This is a genomic window from Kitasatospora sp. NPDC053308, from assembly GCF_055585785.1.
The window spans coordinates 170991-196114 of record NZ_JBVJJY010000003.1 but is presented as its reverse complement, the minus strand read 5'-3'; the positions used below and the strand labels follow the sequence as shown (position 1 = coordinate 196114).

The window sequence follows — 25124 nt, the reverse complement described above, 5'->3', positions numbered from 1 at the left end:
GGGCGCCCCGGGCCGGCCATCAGGGCGCGCCGATCGCGCCGCCGGGCCCGGTCGTCGTGGCCGCGGCCGGCGCGGGCGGCGGTGCGGCGGGCGGGGTGTCGGAGAAGCCGACGAAGTGCGCCCAGAGCCAGAACGCCGCGGCCGCCCCGGCGATGAGCCAGCCGCTGCCCCTGGCCGCGGCCGAGCCGCCGCGCGTCGGTCGACGGCGGACGTGTGCCCGGACGAAGACCCGGTCGTCGTGGTTCGCCACTGTGCCTCCCCTGCGGGGCCCGGCGCCCGGTGCGCCGGTGTGCCCCCTCCTCGGATGTAGCAGCGGGTGTTCGGCACACGCACCACCGCCCGTTCCGGAACCGGCCACCCGACACTCCGGCGGGCCCACGACGGGCGGGCCGGGGAGGGCCCCTGAGCTGCGCCGACGCCGCCGCGCCGGGTTGGCGCGAACGGGCCCGGCTCGTACGGGTGCGGGTCGGGGCGCCCGCGCGCCGTTCACTCCGCCCGCTCCTCCCGCAGGGGCGTCAGGTCGGCCGCCTCGCCCGTCGTGGCGAAGCGCTGCGCTGCGCCCGGCTCCTCGGGGCGCCAGCCGGCGGCCAGGCCGGCGCGGATCAGGTCGGCGGTCAGGGCGGGGGTGACGGGGACGAGTTGGAAGACCTCGGCGATGCGGTCGGCGGGCGCGGCCAGCAGGACGCCGTAGTGGTGCCAGGGGTCGTCGAAGCGGCGGACGACCTCCAGCGGGCGCCCGGGGCGGCCGGCGGGGCGGGATTGTTCGGTGGTGTCGAGCCAGACGCGCACCACCACGTGCTCGCTGTCACGGAAGCGGACCACCCAGTGGTAGTCGCGGCCGTCGACGTGGATCCTGCGCGGTGTCCTCGGGGCCATCCGGACACCGTACGCCCCGCGCCCTCGGCCGGATCCGTCGCGGCACCTTCCTGCTCAGGCACATGAAGCGCACGGTGGAGCTCAGCCACCGCCAGATCACCCGGCTGGCGGGGGCGAGCCGCTTTCCTAGGTCTTGCGCAGGTCCGGCGCCGGAGCCCCGATCAGCAGCCGCCGTACCGCGTCCCAGGCCGTTCGCAGGGCGGCGGCGCAGGCGCGGGTGTCGGAGCCGAGCAGGCGCAGCCAGGCGCCGCTGTCCTGGGGGAGCACGCTGACGCCGTGGAGCAGGCCGGAGCCGGCCAGCGCCTCGTGCAGCGTGTCGGCGACCTGCCCGGGCGGGGCGAGCGGGGTGAGGACGTAGAGGCTGGACATCACGCCGTGGCCGGCCAGCACGGCCGGGCCGGTGACTCCGGCGGCGGTGGTGGAGGGCTCCAGCCGTACGGTGTCCAGGGCGACCAACTCGCCGTCCGGCCGCCGCACTTCGAGGTCGGAGGCGAACACCCGGTAGGCGTTGCGCTCGCCGCGCGCCAGGCGGCCGGCGAGCACGGTCTCCCCGGCCAGGACGGTCGCGCCCGGGTCGACGGTCAGGACGGTGCGCTGGTAGAGGCGGGAGTCGACGAAGGGGATCACCGGCTCGGGCAGGTACTCGACGTAGGCGCCCGGGCCGGCCGTCAGGTGGAACAGCTGGGTCGCGTAGTCGTGCTCCATCCGGTAGACCTTGGTGGCCGCCTGGGTGGTGAGGTGGACGGCCGTGTCGGCGCCGCAGCGCACGTCCGTCCGCAGCCGGTCGGCCTGCAGGATGCCGCCGCCGGTGGACAGCAGGAAGGTGACGGCGAGGTCGGGGCGGGCCGGGTCGAAGTGCAGCGGGCGCATGATCTGCAGCGGCGACTTCTGGTAGTGGCCGGTGAGTTCGGTGCGTCCGCCGATCCGATCGAAGGCCAGTTCCAGCAGCCCGACCTTGCCGGGGCGCCCGACCGCGAGGGTGTCGGGCGTCCCGGCGTACCGGCGGACCTGGTGCGGGACGCGGGCCGGCTCGTAGTGCCGGGGGTCGAGCCGGGGCACCGCGGCCGCGTGCGCCGCCGCCGACAGCGCCTCCGCCTCCGTCGGCACCGCCTCCGCCCCCGCCGCCGCTCCTGCGTCTCCTTCTGCGTCCGCCTCCGCCGGGAACACGGGAACCGTCACGCCGGGACCTTCCGGAAGGTCGCCAGGAAGGCCGCGACCTCCTCCAACCCCTCCCCCGTCAGGGAGTTGGTGAGCACCACCGGCCCGCCCTCGCGGACCCGGCGGGCGTCGGACTCCATGATGCCGAGGTCGGTGCGGACGTACTGGGCGATGTCGATCTTGTTGATGACCAGCAGGTCCGACTCGGTGATGCCCGGGCCGCGCTTACGGGGCATCTTCTCGCCCTCGGCGGTGTCGAGGACGAAGAGGAACAGGTCCACCAGCACCGGGCTGAAGGTCAGCGTGAGGTTGTCGCCGCCGGACTCGAACAGCAGGGTGTCCACGTCCGGGAAACGCTCCAGGAGTTCGGCGCCGGCCGCGAGGTTCATCGTCGGGTCGTCCCGGACGGCGGTGTGCGGGCAGGCGCCGGTCTCCACGCCGACCACCCGCTCGGGGTCCAGCACCCCGGCCAGCGCACGGCGCACGTGCTGGGCGTCCTCCTGGGTGTAGATGTCATTGGTGATGACGGCGGGGCGGTGGCCGCTCGCGATCAGCACCGGGACGAGCGCCTCGATCAGCGCCGTCTTGCCGGAGCCCACCGGGCCGCCGATGCCCACGCGGAGCACGTTGTCGGTCAATTCTCCTCCTTGGTCCTTGGTCCTTGGTCCGTGGTCATGGAATCGTCCGTGGAACCCGAACGACGGGGAACCCGTACGACGGGAACCCCGAACGACGGAGAACCCGTACGGCGCGGGCGGGTTCAGGTCGCGAACAGCCGGGCCTCGGCCCGTTCGTGCCGTCCGGACATCGCGTCGGCGACCGGGACGCAGCCGCCGAGGTCCGCCAACTCCCTTTCCAGTGCGGCCTCCACCACCTCCCGGATGACCGGCGCGGCGGCCCGCAGCACCACCTGCGCCTTGCGGTGGTCGGTGAGCCGCAGCCGGAGCGCCGCCCCGACGAAGCTGGTGCAGAAGGCGAACAGGTCGCCGGTGACGGCCTGTTCGACGGGGACGGCCGCCGAGGCGTAGGCCACGCCGGCGGCGACCGCCTGGCAGCCGGGGGCGCGCTTGGCCGCGACCAGGGCCGCGTACCGCTCCAGCGGCTCACCGCCCACCGACTCCCGCGCGATGTCCAGGAGTTGGCGTCCGGTCCGGGTGGCGGCCAGCCGCAGCTCACGGTTGAGCTTGGTGGCGTGCAGCCGCCGGTCGGTCTCGGCGAGCAGCTCCCAGTCCCACGCCGAGGCGGCCCGGTGGGCGAGCGCGAGCGCGGTGGCGTCGGACGGTCCGACGCCGTGCCGCAGCAGGTCGGCGAGCAGCCCGGGCAGGGTGTCGGGGGTGACGGCCTTGGCCTGCGCGTAGCCCTCCAGGCCGTGCGAGAGGGTGTAGAAGCCGCTGGGGAAGGCGGAGTCGGTCAGCTGGAGGCAGACCAGCAGGGCGTCCAGCCCGCGCCCACCCGTCTGCGGCCCGCCCTCCCCGGCGTCCGGACCGACGATCCCGACGTCCGGACCGCCCTTCCCGGCGTCCGGACCGGCGTTCCCCACGATCGACCCGCTCTCCCCGACATCCGGACCGGCGTTCCCCGTGTCCGCTTCGGCGCTCATCCGAGGGGCTCCGTTCACGCGAGGTAGAACAGGTGGTTGAGCGGCAGTTCGCGGGCCGGTTCGATGGTGGCCGGTTCGCCGTCCAGGGTGACCTTGTACGTCTCCGGGTCGACCGCGATCTTCGGCAGCGCGTCGTTGCGGACCATGTGCTGCTTGCCCACCGACCGGCACCGCCGCACCGGCAGCACCCGGCTCTCCAGCCCGAGTTCGTCCGGCACGCCGAGGTCCACCGCGGCCTGGGACATGAAGGACACCCGGGTGGCCTGCCGTGCCCGCCCGTGGGCGCCGAACATCGGCCGGTAGTAGACCGGTTGCGGGGTGGGCAGGGAGGCGTTCGGGTCGCCCATCAGCGCCCAGTTGATCACGCCGCCCTTGATCACCATCTTGGGCTTGGCGGCGAAGGAGTTGATCGGCCAGAGCACGATGTCGGCGAGCTTGCCGGGCTCCAGCGAGCCGATGTGGTCGGCGGTGCCCGAGGCGACGGCCGGGTTGATGGTGAGCTTGGCGAGGTAGCGCAGCACCCGGACGTTGTCGTGGCGTTCGCTGTCGCCGTTCAGCTTGCCGCGCTGGTCCTTGCAGTGGTGGGCGGTCTGGAAGGCGCGGGTGAAGCTCTCCCCGATCCGGCCCATCGCCTGCGAGTCGGAGGAGAAGATCGAGATGACGCCCTCGTCGTGCAGCACGGTCTCGGCGGCGATGGTCTCGGCGCGCACCCGGGAGTCGGCGAAGGAGACGTCCTCGGGGATGTCGTGGCTGAGGTGGTGGCAGACCATCACCATGTCCAGCAGCTCGTCGACCGAGTTGACGGTGTAGGGCAGCGTCGGGTTGGTGGAGGACGGCAGGACGTTGGGCTCGCCCGCGATCCGCATGATGTCGGGGGCGTGGCCGCCGCCCGCGCCCTCGGTGTGGAAGGTGTGGATGGTGCGGCCGTCGATCGCGGACAGGGTGTCCTCGAAGTAGCCGGACTCGTTGAGGGTGTCGGTGTGGATGGCCACCTGGACGTCGTACTCGTCGGCGACGCTCAGCGCGCTGTCGATCGCGGCCGGGGTGCTGCCCCAGTCCTCGTGCACCTTGAGCCCGCACACGCCCGCCTCGACCTGTTCGCGCAGGGCGCCGGGCAGCGAGCCGTTGCCCTTGCCGAGGAGCCCGACGTTGACCGGCAGGTCCTCCACCGCCTGGTACATCCGGCCGATGTTCCACGGTCCGGGCGTGCAGGTGGTGCCGTTGCTGCCGTCGGAGGGGCCGGTGCCTCCGCCGATCAGGGTGGTGATGCCGTTGCTGAGCGCCTCCTGCACCTGCTGCGGCGAGATGAAGTGGATGTGGGTGTCGATGCCACCGGCCGTGGCGATCAGGTGTTCCCCGGAGATCACGTCGGTGCCGGGGCCGATCACCAGCCGGGGGTGCACCCCGCTCTGGGTGTGGGGGTTGCCGGCCTTGCCGACGGCGGTGATGAAGCCGTCCTTGACGCCGATGTCGCCCTTGACGACGCCGAGCACCGCGTCCATCACGACCACGTTGGTGATGACCAGGTCGAGCGCGCCCTGGGCGGAGGTGGCGGCCGGGTCCTGGGCCATGCCGTCGCGGATGCCCTTGCCGCCGCCGTAGACGGCCTCGTCGCCGTAGTGGCCCTGGTTGAAATCCCGTTCGACCTCCACCACGAGGTTGGTGTCGGCGAGGTGGAAGCGGTCACCGACGGTCGGGCCGAACAGGTCGGTGTACTGCTTGCGGGGGAGGATCGCCATCAGCGGTCGCCTTCCTGCTGGGTCGCCGTGCGGTGGTGGGTCTCCGTGTGGGAGTCCTGGGGCCGGTCTTCCTTGAGGTCGAGGTTGGTGCCCTTGAAGCCGCGGGCGATCGCCCGGTCGATGGCGCGGGCGCGGGTGGCGGGAGCGGTGATGCCGCCGTCCACCAGGTTGCTGAAGCCGACCAGCCGGCGGTGGCCGCCGAACTCGGTGAGCGTGACGTCCCTGGTGTCGCCGGGCTCGAAGCGGACGGCGGTGCCGGCCGGGATGTCCAGGTGCTTGCCGAAGGCGGCGTTGCGGTCGAAGTCGAGGGCCCGGTTGGCCTCGAAGAAGTGGTAGTGGGAGCCGATCTGGATCGCCCGGTCCCCGGTGTTGCTGACCGTGACGGTGGCCTTGGCGCGCCCGGCGTTGATCTCCACCGGGTCCTCTCCGTACAGGTATGCGGCGCCACCGGACATGGCTGGCCTTCCTCTCTGACGGTTCAGTGGGGGATTGGTGCGTGCGCGTGGGGATGCGCGTGGGAGTGGGGATGCGCGTGGGAGTGGGGGTGTGGAGGGGAGTGGGGGTGGTGCGCTTCGCCGGGTCCGTGGCTGTGCGCGTAGCCGTGCCCGTGCTCCGCGTCGAGACCGGCCAGGATGCCGTCCTCCCCGTGTCCGAGCAGGTGCACGGCCGCCGCCGTGCGGGCCGCGATCACGCCGGCGATCGCGGACGGTCGCAGCAGCGGTCCGCCGTCCCGGACGCCTGGCGGCGCGGTGCGCAGGGCCGGGCCGAAGGCGGCCGGAACGGCCGTCACCTCGCTCGCCCCGAGCAGGCGGCAGCGCTCGGCACCCTCGCCCGGGTCGGGGTCGCCGCCCTCGAAGGCCACCTCGACCCAGCGGTGCCGACCGTACTGGCGGACCAGTCGGGCGATCCGGAACAGTTCGGCGTCCTCGAAGGGGCCGGCCGCCGGGGCGGTGATCAGCACCGCACCGTCCGGGGCCGGGCCGGCGGCGGCGCGCAGCCAGCCGACGAGGTGCTCGGCGGCCCCGAAGGGGGCGGTCAGGGCGAGCCGCCCGCGGGCCGCCGGGGTCTCCCCCGTGCTCGCCTCCGCTGCGAGCCAGCGCAGCGTCCGGGCGGTCTCGGCCACCAGGGCGGGGTCACGGCCGAGGGTCATCGGCACCACGCAGACCGGTCCGTCGCCCGCCGCCAGCGCGGACCGTACGGCTTCGGCGAGCGGACGGCCGGCGGGGGCGACGGCGTGCGCCGCCGGCGCGGAGGACGCCGTGGGCGCGGCGGTGCTCCCGTGGGCCGTCGGCAGTCCGGCCAGGTCCCGTCCGCCGTGGCTCTCGTGTCCGGCCGCCAGCACCACGGTGGCGGCGCGTCGCTCTCCCGCGCCGCGCCCGGCCGCCACGCGCGCGGCCCGGCCCGCAGCCACCCCCGCAGCCGATCCGGCAACGGGTCCCGCAGCCGTTGCGGCGCCCGTCCCCGCAGCCGTTGCGGCGCCCGGTCCGGCGGCCGATCCGGCGGACTGAGGACGCGCCATGGCTCAGGCACCCACCGGGTCGTGACAGGAGACGAGCTTGGTGCCGTCCAGGAAGGCGGCTTCGACCTGGAGGAGCGGGAGCATCTCGCGCACCCCGGGCATGACGTCCGCGCTGCTGACCACCTGCTTGCCGATCTCCATGCACTCGGCGACGGTGCGGCCGTCCCGGGCGCCCTCCATGATGGCCTCGCTGATCAGCGCGCAGGCTTCGCTGTAGTTGAGTTTGACGCCGCGGTCGCGGCGTTTGCGGGCCAGATCGGCCACGACGTAGATGTAGAGCTTGTCCATCTCACGCGGCGAGAGATTCACGGGAATCACTCTTCCTTTCGGATGTTTCGATGGAATGAATGCAAGGGAGTTGGACGGAACGTCAGACCCGGCGTAGGCGGGGGACGGCCGGGACCGCCGCCAGGAACAGCATCGTGGTCAGGACGAACGGCCAGGTGAAGGCGTGGCCGCCGAACGGCGCGGAGATCGCGTCCAGCGCCGGGGTGAGGACGGTGGCGGTGGCCGCGCCCAGCAGGGCGTAGCCCGCGCTCCAGACGCTCGGGGCGACGAACACCCCGCACAGCGCGAGGGCCACCAGCACGCCGCTGTAGCCGAGCAGCCCCTGCTCGACGGCCTCGGCCGGTGCGCCGAGGCCCCAGGCGGTGAGCAGTCCGGTGGCGCTGCCCGCGCCCGCCATCACGCCCGCGAGGCGGCTCGCCGCGAACAGGCCGACCAGGAACAGCAGGCCGACGTACCACTGCGGCAGGAAGAAGACCTGGCCGATGTTGGCGAAGAACCCGCGCCAGAGCTGCTCCCAGCCCAGCGCCGTTTCGCCGGTGGCCGCGACCGGCAGCGCGGCGGTCGCGTCCGCGCCCCGCCACAGCCGCGGGAAGCCGGGGGCGGCGGCCGTGACGGCCGTCGCGACCAGGCAGAACGGTGCGGTCAGCGCCGGGAGCCGCCACTTCTCCAGCAGCGTCCCGAGCCCGGCCGTGACCACCACGGCGACGACGGACCCGAGCACCGCCACCGAGGCCGTGGCCGGGTACCCGGCCCCGAGGAAGACGGCGCAACCGAGCGCCACCAGGCACCCGTTGCACCCGTGCAGCCCGGCCGCGACGGCGCTCCGGTCGAGGCCGAGCCCGTACGCGACGGCCGTGGAGACGGCGCTGCCGAGCAGTCCGTAGACCCCGTATTCCGGACCGCCCGCGAACAGTGCGACGACGAACAGGACTCCGCACACCACGGACGGCATGAAGTCGACCTGCGCGACGCCGCGCAGGACTTCGGCGACCAACGTGAGGGTTTTCGGACGAGCCGTCGCGGCGACGCTCTCCCCACCCGTGTCCAGACCCATGCTTCGCACCAATTTTCCGGTACGGCCGAGGGCCGGCATGAAGCCCCCCGACGATTCCTCCGGAACCGTACTCCTGCGCATTGCGACGGTGAACGCACACGGGCGGTTACGTCAAATGGACGAAGCGTCATGACAGGGGCGCTGAGCTGCAACATTTTGTTGAAACGCGCGGCCGTGGATTCGTTGAAGAGAGAAATTCTTTGCGAAGTTTTACTCATCGATGACGACTTCCGTTCAAGCCCTGTCGTCGCGTCCCTCGCCCAAGTGCCGGACCAGGAACCGCTCCGAGGCCGCCACCTCGAAGTCCGGCACCTCCAGATGGCCGCCGGGATTGGCGTGCAGCGACTTCTCCCGCGAGCCGAACGCCGCGTACAGGGCCAGCGCCCCCTCGCGCGGGACCAGCTCGTCGTCCCACTGCAGGACGAACTCCAGCGGCACCCCCACCCGCCGCGCCGCCTCGGCCTGCGCCGCGTGGCCCGTCAGCCCGAACACCGCGGCGGCGATCCTCGGTTCGGCCGCCGTCAGCGGGATGCCGACCACGCTGCCCAGCGACAACCCCCAGAAGCCGACCGGCCCGAGGTGCTCCCCCGCCGCGTCCAGCGTCCTCTCCAGCGCGTCCAGCGCGGCCACCCACTCGGGCACCGCCCGCTCGGCCAGCGCCGCCGTGTGCCGCGCCACCCACGCGCTGATCGGCCGCCGGGCCGCCAGCAGCTCACCGACCTCGGTGACGAACCGTTCGTCCTGCGCGGTGCGCGGCCGTTCCCCGTGCCCGGGCGCGTCCAACGCCAGCGCCGCGAAGCCGTACCGTCCGACACACCGCCGGGCCCGCTCCGCCACCCCCAGCTTGTCCCCGCCGCCTCCGTGGCCGAGCAGCACCAACGGCCGGCCGCCGAGGGGCCGGTCGGCCGGCTGCCAGAGCACACCGGGCACCGCGTCGAGGGTGAAGCCGCGCTGCGCGATGCCGTCCGAGCTGATCTCCGAGGTGAAGTGCACCCCGCCATGATGGCGCCCGACACGCGTTCGAGTCCCGGCCTTTGCGCAGCCGGCCGACGGACGCCCGGGGCGCCGGGGGTGCGGGGAGTGGGAAGTCGGCCGGTCCGACGTCCCGCTCCCCCACACCCGGCGTAGCGGGCTCCTACGGCCGGCGCGCCTGCGCGGTCTCCCCCAGGAAGTCCAGCAGCAGCGCGGTCGTCTCCTGCGGCCGCTCCAGGCTCGGCAGGTGGCCGGCCCACGGCAGCTCGACGTGCCGGGCGTTCGGCAGGACGGTGGCCAGGCGGGCGGCGATCTCCCGGTGGTCGGGCACGTCGTGCGCACCGCCGACGGCCAGGGTCGGGGCGGTGATCCGGGAGAGGTCGACCTCCTCCTTGTCCGGGCCGACCGTCGCCTCCCGCTGCACGTCGAACGCGTGCCGCTGCATCCGCCGGACACTCGCCCTGGTCTCCTCGTCGGCCTCCGGGCCCAGCCAGGTCGCGACGTTCAGCTCCACGGCCCCGTCGATGTCGCCGGCCTCGATCAGCTCGTCCTCGCGACGGCCGAACGCCCGCAGCGCCTCGCTGGGCCGGTGCCCGGGCATGCCCGGCGCCAGCAGCGCCAGGGCGGTGACCGCCTCCGGCCGCAGGGCGGCCACCGTCAGGGCGATCCGGCCACCGTGCGAGGACCCGACGAACGCGGCGGACTCGATCCCGAGGTGGTCCAGCAGCGCCAGGACGTCCCGGGAGTCGCTGTACGGGACCTCCGAGAGCGGCGACTCACCGAACCCGTGGAAGTCCGCCCGCACCACCCGGTACCCGGCGTCGACCAACGGCTGCCACTGCGCGTCCCACATCCGCCGGTCGCACACGGCGGAGTGCAGCAGAACGACGGCGGGGCCCCTGCCTGCAACATCATGAGAGATGATCATCGCGCGGATCCTAGCCGCCCCGCCCCCGGCCCCCAAGGGATTTCTGTACGTCACCGCGACTCCCCCGCCGCGACTCCACCCGGCGTCCCGCCCCTGCCCCGGATCCCACCCCGCCGCCCGCGGATGCCCACCCCCGCCCCACCGGCCCCCGGGCGCCCAGCCGCCCCTCACACCCACAGACAACCCCGGGAAGGGAGTAACGCTCCTGCACACCCCACCCCACCACACAGCCCCCGCCCCACCGGCCCCCGGGCACCCACCCGCCCCTCACACCCAGAGTCGGCCCCGGACGGGAGTAAGCGGTTCTGTCCGTCGGTGGGCTCTGGGTGGGTGAGGAGGTGCTCATGGGAGATGCGAAGAGGGCGCGGGACGACGAGTTCCAGGCGTTCATCGTCGCGGTGTGGCCGCGGCTCGTGCGGACGGCGTACCTGCTGGCCGGGGAGCAGTACGCGGCGGAGGACCTCGTGCAGTCCGCCGCGGAGCGGGCGTGCGCGGCCTGGTCGAAGGTGCGGCGGGCGGACGATCCGTACGCCTACGTGCGGCGGATCCTGGTCAACCAGCACGCCCGCCGCTGGCGGCGCCGGCCGCCGGAGCTGCTGGTGGACGCGGTGCCGGACGCGGTGGGGGTGGAGGACGGCTTCGCGCGGTCCGACCAACGCGGGGCGCTGCTGGCCGCGCTGGCCACGCTGCCGCCGCGGCAGCGGGCGGCGGTGGTGCTGCGGCACTGGGAGGACCTGAGCGACAGCCAGACCGCGGCGGCCATGGGGTGCTCGGTGGGCGCGGTGCGCAGCCACGCGGCGAAGGGGATCGCGCGGTTGCGTCTGGTCACGGAGCTGGCGGGGCTGAAGGACACGACACACATCGGAGGTGCGGTATGAGCGGGGGCACGGGCGTGGACGGGGACAGGGACGTGTGGATCGGCCTCGGTCTGGCGGAGGCGGCGGACGGTGCGCGGGTGGGCCCGGCGCCGGTGGCGGACATCCTGGCGGGCGGCCGCCGGCTGCGCAGTCGCCGCCGTACGGTGGTGGGCGCGGTGGCGCTGGCCTCGGTGGTGGCCCTGACGGGCGGGGTGTTGGCGCAGCTGCGCCCGGCCCCGGCGGCGTCCGCCCCGGCTGCCGTCCCGGCCGCTGCCCCGGCTGTCGCCGCCGCTCCGAGCGCTCCCGCCACGACCTCCGCCGCCGCGCGTGATCCGTTCACACCGGTCCGGGTCCGGCTCGGGCAGGGTGTCGCCGACGGCAGGTCCTGGGAGGTCTGGCAGGCGCTGTGGCCGGCGGCGCCGAGGGACCGGGCGTACGAGCAGGCGCTGGCGGTGTGGCAGGATCGCGTGCCCTTCGACGCGGGCATCGCCAAGCCGACGCCGGAGTTCGTCGCCCAGTACTGGGCCCCGGACTCCGATGTCGTCGACACCTACTTCGTCGTGGACGGGGTGCGTCTGGGCCACGACGCGCAGGGCGTCACCCCGTCCCCGGGAAAGCTCGACCCGCGCCGGGCGACGGAGCACAGCGGCGGTCAGTTCGGCCGCAGCTCCAAGGACGGCGTTGTGCCCCCGGCGGACGTGGTGACGCTCTCGATCGGGCCGGACGTCGGCCGGGTGGTGGTGACGTGGATGGACGGCACGACCACCGAGCCGCAGCCGGTCAGTGTGGGCGACTCCCCGATCCGGCACATGGTGGTGGCCCGCCCGGGGACGATGCGGGCGAAGTCCTGGCAGTTCTTCGACACGAAGGGCAACGAACTCCCGGACGAGGGAGCCAGGTACCTCACCGAGCCCGTTTCCTGAGCCGCCCGGGCCGCCTGGGGAGTGGGAAGTCGGCCCTGTCGACGTCCCACTCCCTGTCCCCGACCACCGTCACCATGACCGCTGTCCACACGACCGCCGTCAGAGCGCCGCGGCCTCCAGCAGCAGGCCCGCCGCCACTGCCGCGCCGTCCGTGCGGATCTCGCCCGCCGTGGCGGCCGCGCGCTCGCGGGTCGCGGGGGCGAGGGCCTGCCGGAGGGCGGCGGAGAGGGAGCCGACGGTCGGGGTGGGGCCGTCGTGGGCGACGCCGATGCCCAGCGCGGCCACCCGCGCGGCCCAGTAGGGCTGGTCGACGATCTGCGGCACCAGCACCTGGGGCACCCCGGCCCGGGCGGCCGTGGTGGTGGTGCCGGCGCCGCCGTGGTGGACGACGGCGGCGACCCGCCGGAACAGCGCCTGCTGGTTGACCTCGCCGACGACGAAGCAGTCGTCCGCGCCGTCCACCTCGGCCAGTTGCGCCCAGCCGCGACCGAGCAGCACCCGGCGGCCCTGCGCCCGGACGGCGTCGACGGCGACCCGGGCGGCGTCGGGCGCGTCGCGCAGCGGCATGCTGCCGAAGCCGACGTACACCGGCGCTTCGCCGGCCGCCAGGAAGGCCTCGAGGTCGGCGGGCAGCGGGCGGTCGTCCGGCAGGATCCAGGCGCCGGTGTGTTCCACCTCGCGGTCGGCCGGGAGCAGCCACGGCCCGAGGGTCCGGTCGGTGGCCAGCCAGGGGCGGTCGGTGAACACGTGGTCGCGGACGTTCTCGACGACCGGCAGTCCGGCGGCGGCCCGGTGGGTGTTGACCGGCCCCCCGAACAGCGCGTTCATCGTCTCGACGTTGTGCTCCCACAGCTCCCGGTTGTCGGTCACGCCCGCCGGGTACGGCCGCATCGGGTACTCGAAGGGCGGGTGGTGCGGGGAGGGCAGCATGGTCGGGTGCAGGGCGACGTAGGTGAAGCGCGCGCCCAGCTTCTCCGCCGCCGCCTGCGCGCCGGCCACCGCCGGGAACAGCCCGGTCGCGACCACGGCGCCGCCCGGCGCGGCCGCCTCGACCACCGCCTCGTAGAACTGACCGACCAGCACGGCCGCCCGTGTGGCGAAGTCCGTCGTCGGCGGCGGCCCGCTCACCATCGAGCGCACCGACGCGCCGACCGGCACCGTCTCCACCCCGACCTCGGCCAGTCGCGCCGCGAACTCCTCGTCCGACGGGGCGCACACCCGCACGTCGGCGCCCGCGGCCTTCAGTCGCAGCGCCAGCCCCGCCAGCGGCTCGACGTCCCCGCGCGACCCATACGTCGACAACACCACACGCACGTCGTGACTCTCCCGTTTTCGCTGGTCCTGGCCTTGAGTCGGCGATTCTGCGGCATGACCGGGGCCTTGTGGCAAGGGCCCCCTTGCGCTATACGGTGATCACGGCGGGGAGTGTGGACGCCTTCTCCGGCTCCTCCACCTCTTCTCTCCTTCGTACTGTCGCTCTGTCAGACTCCTTCCATGCGGGCGATCATCGAGGACATGGCCGAGCAACTGGCCGGTGTGCCGGGCGTGGTGGGCGTGATGCTGGGCGGCAGCCGGGCACGCGGGGAGCACACGGCGGACTCCGACTGGGACCTCGGGGTCTACTACCGGGGCGGCGCCCTCGACCTGGACGCACTGCGGGCGCTCGCCGGGCCGGGCGTGGAGGTGGCCGGACCGGGCGGGTGGGGGCCGTGGGTGAACGGCGGCGCGTGGCTGCGGGTCGACGGGGTCGCGGTGGACTGGATCCTGCGGGACGTGGACCGCGTCGCGCGGGTGTGGGCGGACTGCCGCGAGGGCCGGTACGAGGTCGGCGTGCAGGCCGGCCACCCGCTCGGCTTCTGGTCGCCGTGCTATCCCGGCGAGGTGGCCTGCGGGCGGGTGCTGGCCGATCCGACCGGCGAGCTGACGGCCCTGCGGGCTGCCATGGACTACCCCGAGCCGCTCCGCGAGGCCCTGATCGCGGCCACCTGGGAGGCCGGGTTCCTGCTGGACGCCGCCGCGAAGGGCGCCGGTCGCGCGGACACCCTGTACGTCTCGCTCTGCGTCTCCCGTGCCTTCGGCATCCTGGTGCAGGCCCTGCACGCGCACGCCCGCCGCTGGTGCCTCAACGAGAAGGGCGCCCTGGCCACCGCCGGACACCTCCCCGCCGCACCACCCGACTTCGCCGGGCGCGTCCGTGCCCTCCTCGCCTCCCCCGACGGTTCGGCCCCCGACCTCACGGCGACGGTCGCCCGGGCCCAGGACCTGACCCGGGAGACCATCGCCGCGCTCAGCCCATGAGGTTCGCTCATGGGGTTCGCTCATGGGGTTCGCTCATGGGGTTCGCTCATGGGGTTCGCTCATGGGCATAGGCCATGCGGCTAGTTCATGGGGTTCGCCGATGAGGATCGTTCATGGGGCGAGCCCATGAGACCCGCTCATGACCAAGCCCCTCATGAGACCCGCTCATGACCGCGCCCCCCATGAGTTCCTCTCATGCCCCTCCTCCATGAGACTTGCTCATGGGCGCGCCGCTCATGAACGGCCCTCATGCCCTTCCGTCATGAGTGACGCCGGCTGCGCCCCGCCGCACTGAGCACCGCGCGGACGCCCGCCGCGAGGACGGAGGCGTCCCGCCCGGCGCCCCAGACGGTGCGGCCGTCGACCCGGGCCTCGACGTAGGCGACGGCGTCCGGGCCGGAGCCGACGGCGTGTTCGGCGAAGGAGAGGATCTCGACGCCCACGGCCGCCGCGACGGCGTCCAGCGGGCCGGCGCCGGTGCCGCGCTTGCCGTCGACCTCGGCCCAGTCGTCGCCCACCTGCCAGGCCCATGAGGAACTCTCATCGAGGTACTCCGCCCGGAAGAGTGCGTACAGCTCCTCGCCCGTCACCTCCTTGCCGCTGTCGTCGGTCGCGTCCTGGACGATCCGGGCGAACTCGATCTGCAGGCGGCGCGGCAGCTCCAACCCGTGCTCGGTCTGCAGCAGGTAGGCGATCCCGCCCTTGCCGGACTGGCTGTTGACGCGGATGACCGCCTCGTAGTCCCGTCCGAGGTCGGCCGGGTCGATCGGCAGGTACGGGACCGACCAGGGCGCCTCCCGTTCGGGCAGGCCGAGTTCGGCGGCCGTCGCGGCGTGCCGGGCGAGGCCCTTCTTGATGGCGTCCTGATGGGTGCCGGAGAAGGCGGTGTGCACGAGGTCGCCGGCGTAGGGGTGGCGTTCGTGGACGGGCAGCCGGTTGCAGTGTTCGACGGTGCGCCGGATCTCGTCGATGTCGGAGAGGTCGAGCATCGGGTCGACGCCCTGGGTGTGCAGGTTGAGGGCGAGGGTCACCAGGTCGACGTTGCCGGTGCGTTCGCCGTTGCCGAACAGGCAGCCCTCGACGCGCTGGGCGCCGGCCAGGACGGCGAGTTCGGCGCAGGCGACGCCGGTGCCCCGGTCGTTGTGGGGGTGGACGGAGAGGATGACCGCGTCGCGCCGTTCCAGGTGGCGGTCCATGTACTCGATCTGGTCGGCGTAGACGTTGGGGGTGGCGATCTCGACGGTCGCCGGCAGGTTGTGGATCACCGGCCGCTCGGGGCTCGCGTCCCACAGCCGGGTGAGCCCGTTGCACACCTCCAGGACGTAGTCGGGTTCGGTGAGGTTGAACACCTCGGGCGAGAACTGGAACCGCAGGCCGTCCCGGCCCTCTCCCCGGCGGGCCATGTCGGTGGCGGCCTCGGTGATCAGTGCCCGCAGTTCGGCGCGTTCCTTGCCGAGGACGACCCGGCGCCACAGCGGCGCGGTCGCGGTGTAGAGGTGGACGACGACCCTCGGCAGGCCGGCGACGGCTTCGAAGGTGCGCTCGATCAGGTCGGCCCGGGCGGCGGTGAAGACGACGACGGTGACGTCCTCGGGGACGGCGTCGGGAGTGGTGGCCAGTCGGCGGACGAAGTCGAAGTCGGTGCGGCTGGCGGACGGGTAGCCGACCTCGATCTCCTTGAAGCCCATGGCCAGGAAGAGGTCGAACATCCGTTGCTTGCGCGCCGGGTCCATGGGTTCGGCGAGTGCCTGGTTGCCGTCGCGCAGGTCGACGGGCACCCACAGCGGGGCCCGTTCGATGCGTCGGCCGGGCCAGCGCCGCATCAGCGCGGGGACGTGGACCCGTTCGTGGGCCGGGCGGTAGCGGTGGGACGGCATGGCGCCACCGCGCTGCGGGTTCCAGGCGGGGGCACCGGCCGGGACGGGCCCGCCGGGCGTGCGCAGGGTCGGAAGGGCCGGGCCGGCCGACGGGACGGCCGGACCCGACGGGACGGCCGGACCCGACGGGACGGCCGGACCCGGCGGGACCGGCGTGGACTCGGTGGACGAGTTCGGGGAGATCATGCGAGTTCCTCATGACGCGTACCGGTGACCGGCAGGACGGCGCCCCGCAGCGGGGTGCCGGTCCGGTCATGCCCCGCTGCGGCCACCAAGAAGAAGGCCCCCCACGGGGAGGATCCACGGCTGCATGCCGGGTAGGGTAACCACGACACAAGTCCTCAGACAACCTGACAGGTGAGCCCGATGACCCCGCTGCGCCCCTCCCCCCTCGCCGCCCAGGCCGCCGCGCTGATCGAGGAGCAGATCCGGGCCGGCCAGTGGCCGGTGGGCGGCAAGCTGCCGGGCGAGGTGGCGCTGGCCAAGGAGCTGGGAGTCGGCCGCTCGACCGTCCGGGAGGCGCTGCGCACCCTCGCCGCGGCGGGGATGGTGCAGAGCCGCCAGGGTTCGGGGGTGTTCGTCACCGCCGACCGGCCCGTCGGGGACTGGTCCGCCCGTCTGCACCGCGCCGAGCTGGCGCACGTCTACGAGGTGCGGACGATGGTCGAGGTGCAGGCCGCCCGGCTGGCCGCGACCCGACGCACGGAGGCGGACCTCGCCGCACTGGACGCCGCCCTCGCGGCCCGACGCGCGGCGGGCGACGCGGACGACACCGCCTTCGTGGACGCCGACATCGCGCTGCACACCGCCGTCGTGGCCGCCGCCCACAATCCCGTCCTGGACGACCTGTTCGCCCAGTTCGCGCCCGTCCTGCGCGAGCAGCTCGTCAGGCTGGTCGGCCTGTTCGACATCCGGGCGCAGGACCCGAACCAGGGCTACGACTCCCACGCCGCCCTCGTCCGCGCCGTCCACGACGGCGACGGGGAGGCGGCCGGGCAGGTCCTCGCGGCGGAGCTGGAGGCCACCCGCTCGCGTCTTCTGGCGAGTTGAACGCCCGACGCCCTCCGGCCCGTGTAGTCCGATGAGACACCCACCCGTCCCACCGGCCCCACCATCCCCATCCACCCCACCGGCCCGGCCAGCCCGACCAGCACCGTCCACCCCACCGGCAGGCCCCTGGCGCGACGTCACACAGTTTTCACACGGCGGCCATTCGCCCGCCGTGCGGGCGGTTGACACTGTGTCGGGCGAGCCCGGGAAAGCCTGCTCCGTACACAGACAGTCAACAACTGAATGACATTGTGTCGGACATGTGCACAAGCACCGCCCAGGAAGCGAACAGGCTTTCACGTCAATCACACGGTATGACTAGTATCACCTCGTCAGAAAAGCCCGTGCCCGGACGGCCCGCCCCTCAACCGGCCGGCCGCCAGCCCCAAGGAGACTGCTCTGCGCGCGCGTGCGAATCGGCGGCCCCCGACGCCGAAGGGCCCCCGCAGGCGTCCACGCCTGTCCCTGCGGACGGCGCTGCTCGTCCTGGCCGTCGTCCCCAGCCTCGCCCTCGTCCTCCTCTGGGCCGTCACCAGCGGCGAGACGGTCTTCGACTTCCAACGGCTGGCCGACCAGGGCCTGCTGGCCCAGAAGGCCGGCCAGCCGTCGAACATCGTCTACTACAACCTCCAGGAGGAGCGCCGGCTCAGCGCCGAGGCGCTCGCCCGGCCGGGGAGCAACACCGACCAGCTGCGCCGCCAGCGGCAGTTGACGGACGACGCGGTGCGGCAGTTCCAGACCCTGTCCGGCGAGACCGCCGACCGCGCGCCCGAGGAGGTGCGCACCGCCGTCGCCGAGGCCCGCCAGTCGATGGGCAAACTGGCCGAGCAGCGCGCCGCCGTGGACCGCGGCTCGATCGACCAGCAGACCGTGTTCGCCTACTACACCGACCTGATCGCGGTGGACCTCCGACTGTTCACCGCGCTCAGCCACGTGGACACCGGCGAGGTCACCTGGATCTCCAAGACCCTGGTCAACGCCTTCTGGGCGAAGGAGATGCTGGCCCGCGAGGACGCCGTCCTGGCCCGCGGCTGGCCCAGCGGCCGGCTGAGCAGCGCCGACTACCAGGCCGTCCAACAGGCCATCGGCGCGCAGGACCACCTGCTCACCGTCCAGGTCGTCCCGTACGTCCCGGACGGCGAGGCGGCCGCCTGGCACGATCTGCTGAACAGCCCGGCCTGGCAGGCCAAGGCCGCCGTCGAGCAGCAGCTGACCAAGCCCACCGGCGCCGACGCCAACGGCACCGTCCGGCTCCCGGCCGCCCAGGAGCAGTGGCGCCAGGCCCTCGACCAGCTCAACCCGCAGCTGGTCAAGGCGATCGAGACCCGCACCAGCGGTGTGGTCGACGTCGGCAAGGGCTCGATCCTCAGCCTGCTGACGCGGGTCGTCCTGACCACCGTCGTCGGCCTGATCACGGTGATCGCGGTGGTCGTCGCCTCCTGGCGGATCAGCCGCTCGCTGCGCCGCCGCATCGGCGAACTGCACACCCAGGCCGAGGAGATGCGGCGCACCCTGCCCGAGGTGGTCGAGCGCCTCGGCCGCGGCGAACAGGTGGACGTCGAGGCCGAGACCCGCGGCATCGCCGCCGGCCCGCGCGACAGCGAGAACGCGAGCGCACACGCGAACGGCACCGGCACCGGCACCGGCACCGGCACCAGCACAGGCACCGGCAGCACCAGCGGCGACGGCGGCAGCGACGAGCTGGACCGCCTCGGCCAGGCGCTCAACCTGGCCCGCTCCTCCGCCCTGGCGGCCGCCGTCCGCCAGGCCGAGCAGCACCGCGGCTTCGAGCGGCTGCTGCAGCGCATCGCCCGCCGCACCCAGCTGCTGATCGGCCGCCAGCTGCGCAAGCTGGACGAGCTGGAGCGCAAGCACGAGGACCCGGAGGTCCTGGAGGGCCTGTTCGACCTGGACCACCTCACCGCCCGTCTGCGCCGCTACGAGGAGAACCTCGTGATCATGGCCGGCGGCCAGCCGCAGCGGCGCTTCCGCAAGCCCGTCCCGCTGCTGGACGTGCTGCGCGCCGCGCAGGGCGAGGTGCAGGACTACCGCCGGATCGTGCTGGACGTCGAGGGCCACCCGTGGCTGTCCGAGCGGGCGGTGGGCCCGGTCGCGCACGTGCTCGCCGAGCTGATGGAGAACGCCACCACCTTCTCCAAGCCGCCCACGCCGGTCGAGGTCCGGGCCGCCATGGTCGGCCGCGGGCTCGCGATCGAGATCGAGGACCGCGGCCTCGGCATGGACCCGGACCAGTACGACGCGGCCAACGAGCTGATGAGCCGCCCGCCGCGCACCGACGTGCTGGCCCGGGCCGACGACATCCGCCTCGGTTTCCACGTGGTCGCCCGCCTCGCCTCGCTGCACGGGCTGCGGATCGACTTCCGCCCGTCCGCCTTCGGCGGCACCCGGGTGGTCGTGCTGGTCCCGGACGAGCTGGTCATCGAGGGCGACACCGGACTGCCGGACGGCGCCGTCCCGGGCACCGCCGCCGAGCCCATCCCGCTGGTACGGCGCTCGCGCCGGGCGGTGCGCTCGGCCTCCGACGACGTGCCCGCCCCGGCGCCCGTCGGGCCGCCGGTCGCGCCGGTGGAGGCCTTCGGCCAGGGCGGCTTCGCCCCTCAGGCCGCTCCGCAGGCCGCCCTCCACGCCGCTCCGCAGGCCGCTCCGCAGCCCGCACCCGCCCCGCACCCGCTGCCCGAGCCGGCACCGCTGCCCGTCCCGGCCCCGCAGGCGCACCCGGCCCCCGCCCCGTTCCCCGCGCCGGCCCCGGCCGCCGGGTACCCGGTGGCGCCCGGACAGGAGGCTCCGGTCCAGGAGGCGCCCGGACAGGAGGCTCCGGTCCAGGAGGCGCCGGCCCAGGAGGCGCCGGCCCAGGAGGCTCCGGTCCGGCAGCCCTTCCAGCCCCGGCACCCCGCCCAGCAGCACCCCGTGCACGGGCAGCACTCCGAGCACCCGCAGGCGGCCGGGAACCAGCAGCCCGCCGAGAACCAGCAGCACCCCCAGCACCCCGAGAACCCCCAACACCCCCAGCACCACCAGCACCCCCACCGCCCCGAGCAGACGATCGAGCACCGCTCCCCCGCCGATCCGGCGCCCGCGCACGAGACCCCGGCCTACCCGGACATCGCCTACGCCCGGGTCACCGAGGCCGAGGCCCCGTACGCCGACGAGCAGTACCGCCCCGCCGACCACTACCGGCTGGCCGAGCGGCGCCGCAGCCGGGAGTACCCCACCTCCGTGCCGTACAGCCCGGCCGAGGGCGGGCAGCCGCCGCTGCCGCAGCGGGTGCGGCAGCGCAGCCTGGCCGCCGAGCTGCGGGTGCCGCCGCCGGCCCGCCCCTCGTGGGTCGAGCCTCCCGCCGAGGGCGCCCCGGCCCCGGCCGGTCCGTTCCAGCGCCCCGACCGCCCGGTGCGGCGGGCCGGTGCCGCGATCGGCGCGTTCCAGCGCCAGTCCCGCGCCGCCCGGGCGGCGCAGGTCGGCGGCGAGCACCGGCCCCCCGCCGACCTGCCCACCGCCCCGCCCGCGGCTCCCCCTGCGGTCCCCACTCCCCCGGCGCCCCCCGCTCTGCCGGCTCCTCCCGCATCCTCCGGTCCCCCCGCTTCCGCGCCGGGCCCTTCCCTCTGGGCCCTCCCGACCGCGGACCCCCGAAACACACGAACGGATGACCAGTCATGAACCGCACGATCGCCACCCACCAGGACCTGGACTGGCTGCTGGACGGACTCGTCGACTCGGTGCCCGGGACCAGGAACGCCGTCCTGCTCTCCGACGACGGTCTCGTGGTCAGCCACTCCCGGAGCATCGAGCGGGCCGACGCCGAGCGCCTGGCCGCCGTCGCCACCGGCCAGCAGAGCCTGGCCCGCGGCGTCGGGCAGCTCTTCGACGGCGGCCCGGTGCACCAGGTGATCGTCGAGCTCGCCGAGTGCTGGCTGTTCGTCATCGCCGCCGCGCAGGGCACCCACCTGGCCGTGGTCGCCTCCCAGGAGGTGGACGCCGAGGTGATGTCCGTCGCCATGCACACCCTGGTGCAGCAGGTCGGCCAGAAGCTCAGCACCCCGGCCCGCCAGGACGGCGCGCCGGCGTCCTTCGACGTCTTCGCCGCCCGGAACCGGGGCTGACCCGGGTGGGCCCGTACGGGAACGGCTCCCGGCACGCCGACGCCCCGGCCGGCACCAGCGCCGGAACCCCGGCCGGCACCGGCGCCGGAAGCCCGGACGACTCCGATGCCGGAGTCCAGGACGACACCTGGCGGCGCGGGGCGGTGCCGCACTGGAGCGAGGTGGAGGACGAGGACGCGGAGGACGGGACGGGCAGCATGGTCCGCCCGTACACGATCACCCGCGGCCGGACCGCCCCCGAGCGGGACGACCTCACCCTCATCACCGTGCTCACCACCGTCGGGGAGGACGCCGCCGCGGCCCCGGCGCGGGGCAGCCGCGCCGGTGCGCGCGGCCTCCAGCCCGAGCACCGCATGATCCTCGACCGCTGCCGCCGCCCGGCGGCCGTCGCCGAGGTCGCGGCCGGCCTGGACCTCCCGGTCTCGGTCACCAAGATCCTGCTGGGCGATCTGGTCGCCCAGGGCCTGCTGAAGGCCCGGGCGCCGCTCTCGGTGGCCCGGGCCGCCGGGGGCGTGGACCTCGGCCTGCTCACGGCCGTACGCGAAGGACTCCGGAGACTCTGAACATGGCAACCCCCCACCCCGCCACCCACTCCCCCCACCCCACCGCGGACGGGGACGGCGCCATTGCCGCCCCGGCCGCCGTCAAGATCCTCATCGCGGGCGGCTTCGGCGTCGGCAAGACCACCCTGGTCGGCTCGGTCAGCGAGGTCACCCCGCTGCGCACCGAGGAGTACCTGACCCAGGCCAGCGTCGGCGTGGACGACCTGTCCGGGGTCGACCAGAAGGACACCACGACCGTCGCGCTGGACTTCGGCCGGATCACCGTCAGCCCGGAGCTGGTCGTCTACCTGTTCGGCACACCCGGGCAGGAACGCTTCTGGTTCATGTGGAACGACCTGGTCAACGGCGCGCTCGGCGGCGTCGTCATCGCCGACACCCGCCGGCTGGAGACCAGCTTCGCCTCGATCGACTTCTTCGAGAGCCGGGGCATCCCGTTCGTGGTCGCGATCAACTGCTTCCACAACACCAACACCCGCACCCCGGGGGAGATCCGGGCCGCGCTCGACCTCGACCCGCACATCCCGATGCTGCTCGGCGACGTGCGCGAGCGCGCCTTCGGGCGGGACCTGCTGGTCGCCCTGGTCGACCACCTGATGGACCTGGCCGCCGTCTCCCCCGTCGGCTGACGGGCCCCCGACGCCGCACCGCCCTCGGGTGCACCCCGCCCTCCGGTCCACCCGCCCGCCCCGCCCTCGGCTCCGGCCTACCCGTCCCCGCCCTCCCCCGTCCCCGCCCTCCCCCGTTCCTCGGCCGCACCCGTCCCCCGGCCGACCCGCACTCCTCTGGGAGCACCACCATGACCACACCCCTGCGCGTCCTCGTCCACGGCGGCGGCATCGGCGGCCTCACCCTCGCCACCGCCCTCGCGGAGCGCGGCCACCACGTCGACGTCGCCGAGCTGCGCGAGCGGTTGGAGGCCCTCGGCGTCGGCATCATCCAGCCCTCCAACGCCCTGCACGTGATGCGGGAGATCGGCGTCCTGGACGACTGCCTGGCCGTCGGCTTCGCGTGGGAGGTGCTGACCATCTGCGATCCGGCCGGCGCCACCCTCGCCTCGATCCCGCAGCCCCGGATGGGCGACGCCCCCGCCAACAACGGCATCCCGCGCCCCGCGCTGGCCCGCGTCCTCGCCGACGCGGCCGTCAAGGCGGGCGCCACCGTCCGCTTCGGCACCAGCATCGCCTCCCTCACCGAGGACGGCGCGGGCGTCGAGGTCACCCTCACCGACGGGCACGCCGGCCGTTACGACCTGGTCGTCGGCTTCGACGGCATCGGCTCCCCGCTGCGCCGGCACCTGTACGGGGACCGGTACGCCCCCGAGTACACCGGCTTCGCCAACTGGCGCGTGACGCTGCCGCGTTCGCCCGAGGTGCGGGGCGTGGTGATGTCCACCGGCAACGTGGAGGCGAAGGCGCTGCTCACCCCCATCAGCGAGGAGCTGATGTACCTGGGCGCGGTGTTCGCCGAGGCCGAGGACTTCCGCCCGGATCCGGAGCGCGCCCACGAGCAGCTGCGCGAGCGGCTGGCGGGCTTCGGCGGTCCGGTCGCCGAGGCGCTGGCGCAGGTCACCGACCCGGCCGCCGTGGTGTACTCGCGGATCTCCCAGGTCACCGTGGAGGAGCCCTGGCACGCCGGCCGGATCGTGCTGGCGGGCGACGCGGCCCACGCCTCCACCCCGCACCTGGCCCAGGGCGCCGCGATGGCCGTCGAGGACGCGCTGGTGCTCGCCCGGAGCCTGGACGCGGCCGACGACGTGCCGGCCGCCCTCACCGCCTGGGAGGAGCGCCGGCGCCCGCGCGCCATGTGGGTCCAGGGCCTGTCCCGCGCGATCCTCAAGCAGGAGACCGGCACCCCGACCACGCCGGAGGAGGACGAGCTCCTCAAGGTCGGCATCCCGGGCGCGGCGCGCGTGCTGGTGCAGCCGTACTGAGGACGAGCCGTCGGGGCCCCGCGTGGACGTCGTTCCGCGCGGGGCCCCTGGCCGTTCCGCTCCCGGCTGATCCCCCATCCGCGGACTGTGCCAGTCATATGACCGCACCTCACTCGGGTACCGAGCACGCAGTCAGATGGCCGATGTGCCGGGGTGCTCCGGGGCGCCATGGTGGGACGCACAGCGGGTTGCCGTGGCGACCCGAGCGTGCCCCCGTGTGAGACCCGACCGGCAAGGAGCCCCGTGAACCTCTCCCTGAAGCGATGGCGGATAGCCGCCGTCGCGATGCTGACGGCACTGTCCGTGCTCTTCCTCTCGAACTCCTCGGCCTTCGCCACGCAGGTCGGCGAGGGCCCCGTCTGGAACGAGGAGATCGAGAACAACGTCACCGTCCAGACGGCCGGCGGCATGGTCGAGGCGCGCGACCCGAACAACGGGGTGCTGCTCCAGACCTGGCGCGGCTTCGACAACGTGATCTACCTGTCCGTCAACCACGGCCGGGTGATCGCGATGCCGGGTGCGACGACGTACGCCAACCCGGCGGTGGTGTGGCGCTGGTCGAACGGCGACAACGCGACCTTCCGGGTGTTCCACACCGGCACCAACGGGTTCGTGTTCTACACGGACGTCTCGACCATCGGCCCCGGTCACCTGCCGAACGTCCAGGGGTGGTGGAACCAGGTCCCCAACGGCGCGGCCACGCCCAACAACTTCCCGGTGACCGTCGCCGCGCTGCCCAACAACAGCATCTTCCTGGCCTTCCGCGGCTCCAGCAGCAACGAGATCTGGAGCCAGTTCTTCAGCGGGACGAGCAGCCAGTGGAGCAACCCGGCCCGGGTCACCGACGCGCGCAGTGACTCCGCCCCCGCGCTCGCCTTCAGCCGCAGCACCAACATCACCGTCCTCGCCTGGCGCGGCACCGACAGCCAGCTGAACCTCATCCGCCAGTCCTGGGGCGAGAGCTGGTGGTGGGGCCACGACATCCTGCCCGGCGTCGCGGCGGACGGGCAGCCCGCCGTGGCGATGGCGGACGGCGCGAACGGCCAGCTCGCCACCCGCCGGCTGGGGAGCCACCAGATCTCCCTGACCTCGATCTTCTCGACCGGTGGCTGGCAGGGCTACTGGGACGCGGAGAACACCGGGCGGGTGGTCAGCGCCATCTCCCTCGTCGCCTACGCGACCACGGTCTACCTGCTCGCCGCGCAGTACAACGGCGTGGTCAGCTGGAAGCCCTCGCGGCAGTTCTAAACCCTTCGGGGAGCGGGGGGGGGGGGGGGGGTCCCTCCCCCCCCCCCCCCCGCCCCCCCCCCCAAGAAAGGGGTCAAGAAGGGAAACAAAGACGCAAAACACAGCAGAGGAACAAGACAAGGGAGA

The 25124-nt window shown here is 74.0% G+C and carries 24 protein-coding genes; 10 read left to right on the top strand and 14 right to left on the bottom strand.

Annotation, left to right across the window (positions count from 1 at the left end):
• Window positions 1-19 precede the first annotated feature (19 nt).
• The 12 genes from ACZ6Y7_RS08895 to ACZ6Y7_RS08840 all read right to left on the bottom strand — a co-directional run bounded on the left by ACZ6Y7_RS08895 (window position 20) and on the right by ACZ6Y7_RS08840 (window position 10134).
• Window positions 20-250 carry a hypothetical protein gene (locus ACZ6Y7_RS08895; protein ID WP_465757166.1) on the bottom strand — a complete coding sequence of 77 codons (231 nt, stop codon included), beginning with the start codon at window positions 248-250 and terminating at the stop codon, window positions 20-22.
• A gap of 236 nt (window positions 251-486) precedes the next feature.
• A complete protein-coding gene (locus ACZ6Y7_RS08890) occupies window positions 487-876 on the bottom strand; it encodes a hypothetical protein (protein ID WP_465757165.1) in 390 nt (129 codons plus the stop codon).
• A gap of 126 nt (window positions 877-1002) precedes the next feature.
• Window positions 1003-1962 (bottom strand): urease accessory protein UreD, encoded by a 960-nt coding sequence (locus ACZ6Y7_RS08885; protein WP_465757500.1) that lies wholly within the window; start codon window positions 1960-1962, stop codon window positions 1003-1005.
• 89 nt (window positions 1963-2051) lie between these two features.
• The gene (gene ureG / locus ACZ6Y7_RS08880) at window positions 2052-2672 is read right to left on the bottom strand and encodes an urease accessory protein UreG (protein ID WP_465757164.1); all 621 of its coding nucleotides are present in this window, start codon (window positions 2670-2672) and stop codon (window positions 2052-2054) included.
• A gap of 122 nt (window positions 2673-2794) precedes the next feature.
• A complete protein-coding gene (locus ACZ6Y7_RS08875) occupies window positions 2795-3634 on the bottom strand; it encodes an urease accessory protein UreF (RefSeq protein WP_465757163.1) in 840 nt (279 codons plus the stop codon).
• Between the two features lie 14 nt (window positions 3635-3648).
• Window positions 3649-5373, bottom strand: a complete 1725-nt coding sequence (gene ureC / locus ACZ6Y7_RS08870) for an urease subunit alpha (protein WP_465757162.1) — start codon at window positions 5371-5373, stop codon at window positions 3649-3651.
• Window positions 5373-5828, bottom strand: a complete 456-nt coding sequence (locus tag ACZ6Y7_RS08865) for an urease subunit beta (RefSeq protein WP_465757161.1) — start codon at window positions 5826-5828, stop codon at window positions 5373-5375. The genes ureC and ACZ6Y7_RS08865 overlap by 1 nt, the downstream gene beginning before the upstream one ends.
• A gap of 23 nt (window positions 5829-5851) precedes the next feature.
• Window positions 5852-6784: a sirohydrochlorin chelatase family protein gene (locus ACZ6Y7_RS08860; RefSeq protein ID WP_465757160.1), complete on the bottom strand. Its 933-nt coding sequence runs from the start codon at window positions 6782-6784 to the stop codon at window positions 5852-5854.
• A 111-nt stretch (window positions 6785-6895) separates the two neighbouring features.
• Window positions 6896-7201 carry an urease subunit gamma gene (locus ACZ6Y7_RS08855; RefSeq protein WP_465610343.1) on the bottom strand — a complete coding sequence of 102 codons (306 nt, stop codon included), beginning with the start codon at window positions 7199-7201 and terminating at the stop codon, window positions 6896-6898.
• A 61-nt stretch (window positions 7202-7262) separates the two neighbouring features.
• Window positions 7263-8234 carry an urea transporter gene (locus ACZ6Y7_RS08850; RefSeq protein WP_465757159.1) on the bottom strand — a complete coding sequence of 324 codons (972 nt, stop codon included), beginning with the start codon at window positions 8232-8234 and terminating at the stop codon, window positions 7263-7265.
• A gap of 234 nt (window positions 8235-8468) precedes the next feature.
• Window positions 8469-9227, bottom strand: a complete 759-nt coding sequence (locus ACZ6Y7_RS08845) for a dienelactone hydrolase family protein (protein ID WP_465757158.1) — start codon at window positions 9225-9227, stop codon at window positions 8469-8471.
• 142 nt (window positions 9228-9369) lie between these two features.
• Window positions 9370-10134: an alpha/beta fold hydrolase gene (locus ACZ6Y7_RS08840; protein WP_465757157.1), complete on the bottom strand. Its 765-nt coding sequence runs from the start codon at window positions 10132-10134 to the stop codon at window positions 9370-9372.
• 344 nt (window positions 10135-10478) lie between these two features.
• Between ACZ6Y7_RS08840 and ACZ6Y7_RS08835 the strand changes: the two genes are divergently transcribed.
• Together ACZ6Y7_RS08835 and ACZ6Y7_RS08830 are read left to right on the top strand one after the other, a co-directional pair.
• Entirely contained in the window at window positions 10479-11012 is a 534-nt protein-coding gene (locus ACZ6Y7_RS08835) for a SigE family RNA polymerase sigma factor (protein WP_465757156.1), read from the top strand.
• Window positions 11009-11914 (top strand): hypothetical protein, encoded by a 906-nt coding sequence (locus ACZ6Y7_RS08830; protein WP_465757155.1) that lies wholly within the window; start codon window positions 11009-11011, stop codon window positions 11912-11914. Before ACZ6Y7_RS08835 ends, ACZ6Y7_RS08830 begins: the two co-directional genes overlap by 4 nt.
• A gap of 99 nt (window positions 11915-12013) precedes the next feature.
• On the opposite strand, the gene ACZ6Y7_RS08825 is transcribed toward ACZ6Y7_RS08830, so the two are convergent.
• Window positions 12014-13228 (bottom strand): glycosyltransferase, encoded by a 1215-nt coding sequence (locus tag ACZ6Y7_RS08825; RefSeq protein WP_465757154.1) that lies wholly within the window; start codon window positions 13226-13228, stop codon window positions 12014-12016.
• A 180-nt stretch (window positions 13229-13408) separates the two neighbouring features.
• Between ACZ6Y7_RS08825 and ACZ6Y7_RS08820 the strand changes: the two genes are divergently transcribed.
• Window positions 13409-14212 carry a nucleotidyltransferase domain-containing protein gene (locus tag ACZ6Y7_RS08820; RefSeq protein ID WP_465757153.1) on the top strand — a complete coding sequence of 268 codons (804 nt, stop codon included), beginning with the start codon at window positions 13409-13411 and terminating at the stop codon, window positions 14210-14212.
• 260 nt (window positions 14213-14472) lie between these two features.
• On the opposite strand, the gene ACZ6Y7_RS08815 is transcribed toward ACZ6Y7_RS08820, so the two are convergent.
• A complete protein-coding gene (locus ACZ6Y7_RS08815) occupies window positions 14473-16275 on the bottom strand; it encodes a 2-isopropylmalate synthase (RefSeq protein ID WP_465757152.1) in 1803 nt (600 codons plus the stop codon).
• 180 nt (window positions 16276-16455) lie between these two features.
• On the opposite strand from ACZ6Y7_RS08815, the gene ACZ6Y7_RS08810 reads away from it, so the two are divergent.
• The 7 genes from ACZ6Y7_RS08810 (at window position 16456) to ACZ6Y7_RS08780 (ending at window position 24998) form a co-directional block, all read left to right on the top strand.
• A complete protein-coding gene (locus ACZ6Y7_RS08810; protein WP_465757499.1) occupies window positions 16456-17139 on the top strand; it encodes a FadR/GntR family transcriptional regulator in 684 nt (227 codons plus the stop codon).
• A 564-nt stretch (window positions 17140-17703) separates the two neighbouring features.
• The gene (locus ACZ6Y7_RS08805) at window positions 17704-20814 is read left to right on the top strand and encodes a sensor histidine kinase (RefSeq protein ID WP_465757498.1); all 3111 of its coding nucleotides are present in this window, start codon (window positions 17704-17706) and stop codon (window positions 20812-20814) included.
• Window positions 20811-21257 (top strand): roadblock/LC7 domain-containing protein, encoded by a 447-nt coding sequence (locus ACZ6Y7_RS08800; RefSeq protein ID WP_465757151.1) that lies wholly within the window; start codon window positions 20811-20813, stop codon window positions 21255-21257. The genes ACZ6Y7_RS08805 and ACZ6Y7_RS08800 overlap by 4 nt, the downstream gene beginning before the upstream one ends.
• Window positions 21258-21454: 197 nt before the next feature.
• The gene (locus ACZ6Y7_RS08795) at window positions 21455-21820 is read left to right on the top strand and encodes a DUF742 domain-containing protein (protein WP_465757497.1); all 366 of its coding nucleotides are present in this window, start codon (window positions 21455-21457) and stop codon (window positions 21818-21820) included.
• A 2-nt stretch (window positions 21821-21822) separates the two neighbouring features.
• On the top strand, window positions 21823-22446 hold the full coding sequence (locus tag ACZ6Y7_RS08790) for a GTP-binding protein (protein ID WP_465757150.1): 624 nt from the start codon (window positions 21823-21825) through the stop codon (window positions 22444-22446).
• A gap of 170 nt (window positions 22447-22616) precedes the next feature.
• Window positions 22617-23750, top strand: a complete 1134-nt coding sequence (locus ACZ6Y7_RS08785; protein WP_465757149.1) for an FAD-dependent monooxygenase — start codon at window positions 22617-22619, stop codon at window positions 23748-23750.
• Between the two features lie 243 nt (window positions 23751-23993).
• Entirely contained in the window at window positions 23994-24998 is a 1005-nt protein-coding gene (locus ACZ6Y7_RS08780; RefSeq protein ID WP_465757148.1) for a hypothetical protein, read from the top strand.
• Window positions 24999-25124 lie beyond the last annotated feature (126 nt).

Bases quoted from the DNA above. Each gene is read 5' to 3' on its own strand.
- ACZ6Y7_RS08815 (WP_465757152.1), bottom strand. From the start codon at position 16,275: ATGATCTCCCCGAACTCGTCCACCGAGTCCACGCCGGTCCCGCCGGGT.
- ACZ6Y7_RS08850 (WP_465757159.1), bottom strand. From the start codon at position 8,234: ATGGGTCTGGACACGGGTGGGGAGAGCGTCGCCGCGACGGCTCGTCCG.
- ACZ6Y7_RS08840 (WP_465757157.1), bottom strand. From the start codon at position 10,134: ATGATCATCTCTCATGATGTTGCAGGCAGGGGCCCCGCCGTCGTTCTG.
- ACZ6Y7_RS08795 (WP_465757497.1), top strand. From the start codon at position 21,455: ATGGTCCGCCCGTACACGATCACCCGCGGCCGGACCGCCCCCGAGCGG.
- ACZ6Y7_RS08875 (WP_465757163.1), bottom strand. From the start codon at position 3,634: ATGAGCGCCGAAGCGGACACGGGGAACGCCGGTCCGGATGTCGGGGAG.
- ACZ6Y7_RS08800 (WP_465757151.1), top strand. From the start codon at position 20,811: ATGAACCGCACGATCGCCACCCACCAGGACCTGGACTGGCTGCTGGAC.
- ACZ6Y7_RS08835 (WP_465757156.1), top strand. From the start codon at position 10,479: ATGGGAGATGCGAAGAGGGCGCGGGACGACGAGTTCCAGGCGTTCATC.
- ACZ6Y7_RS08830 (WP_465757155.1), top strand. From the start codon at position 11,009: ATGAGCGGGGGCACGGGCGTGGACGGGGACAGGGACGTGTGGATCGGC.
- ACZ6Y7_RS08865 (WP_465757161.1), bottom strand. From the start codon at position 5,828: ATGTCCGGTGGCGCCGCATACCTGTACGGAGAGGACCCGGTGGAGATC.
- ACZ6Y7_RS08890 (WP_465757165.1), bottom strand. From the start codon at position 876: ATGGCCCCGAGGACACCGCGCAGGATCCACGTCGACGGCCGCGACTAC.
- ACZ6Y7_RS08810 (WP_465757499.1), top strand. From the start codon at position 16,456: ATGACCCCGCTGCGCCCCTCCCCCCTCGCCGCCCAGGCCGCCGCGCTG.
- ACZ6Y7_RS08785 (WP_465757149.1), top strand. From the start codon at position 22,617: ATGACCACACCCCTGCGCGTCCTCGTCCACGGCGGCGGCATCGGCGGC.
- ureC (WP_465757162.1), bottom strand. From the start codon at position 5,373: ATGGCGATCCTCCCCCGCAAGCAGTACACCGACCTGTTCGGCCCGACC.
- ACZ6Y7_RS08790 (WP_465757150.1), top strand. From the start codon at position 21,823: ATGGCAACCCCCCACCCCGCCACCCACTCCCCCCACCCCACCGCGGAC.
- ACZ6Y7_RS08820 (WP_465757153.1), top strand. From the start codon at position 13,409: ATGCGGGCGATCATCGAGGACATGGCCGAGCAACTGGCCGGTGTGCCG.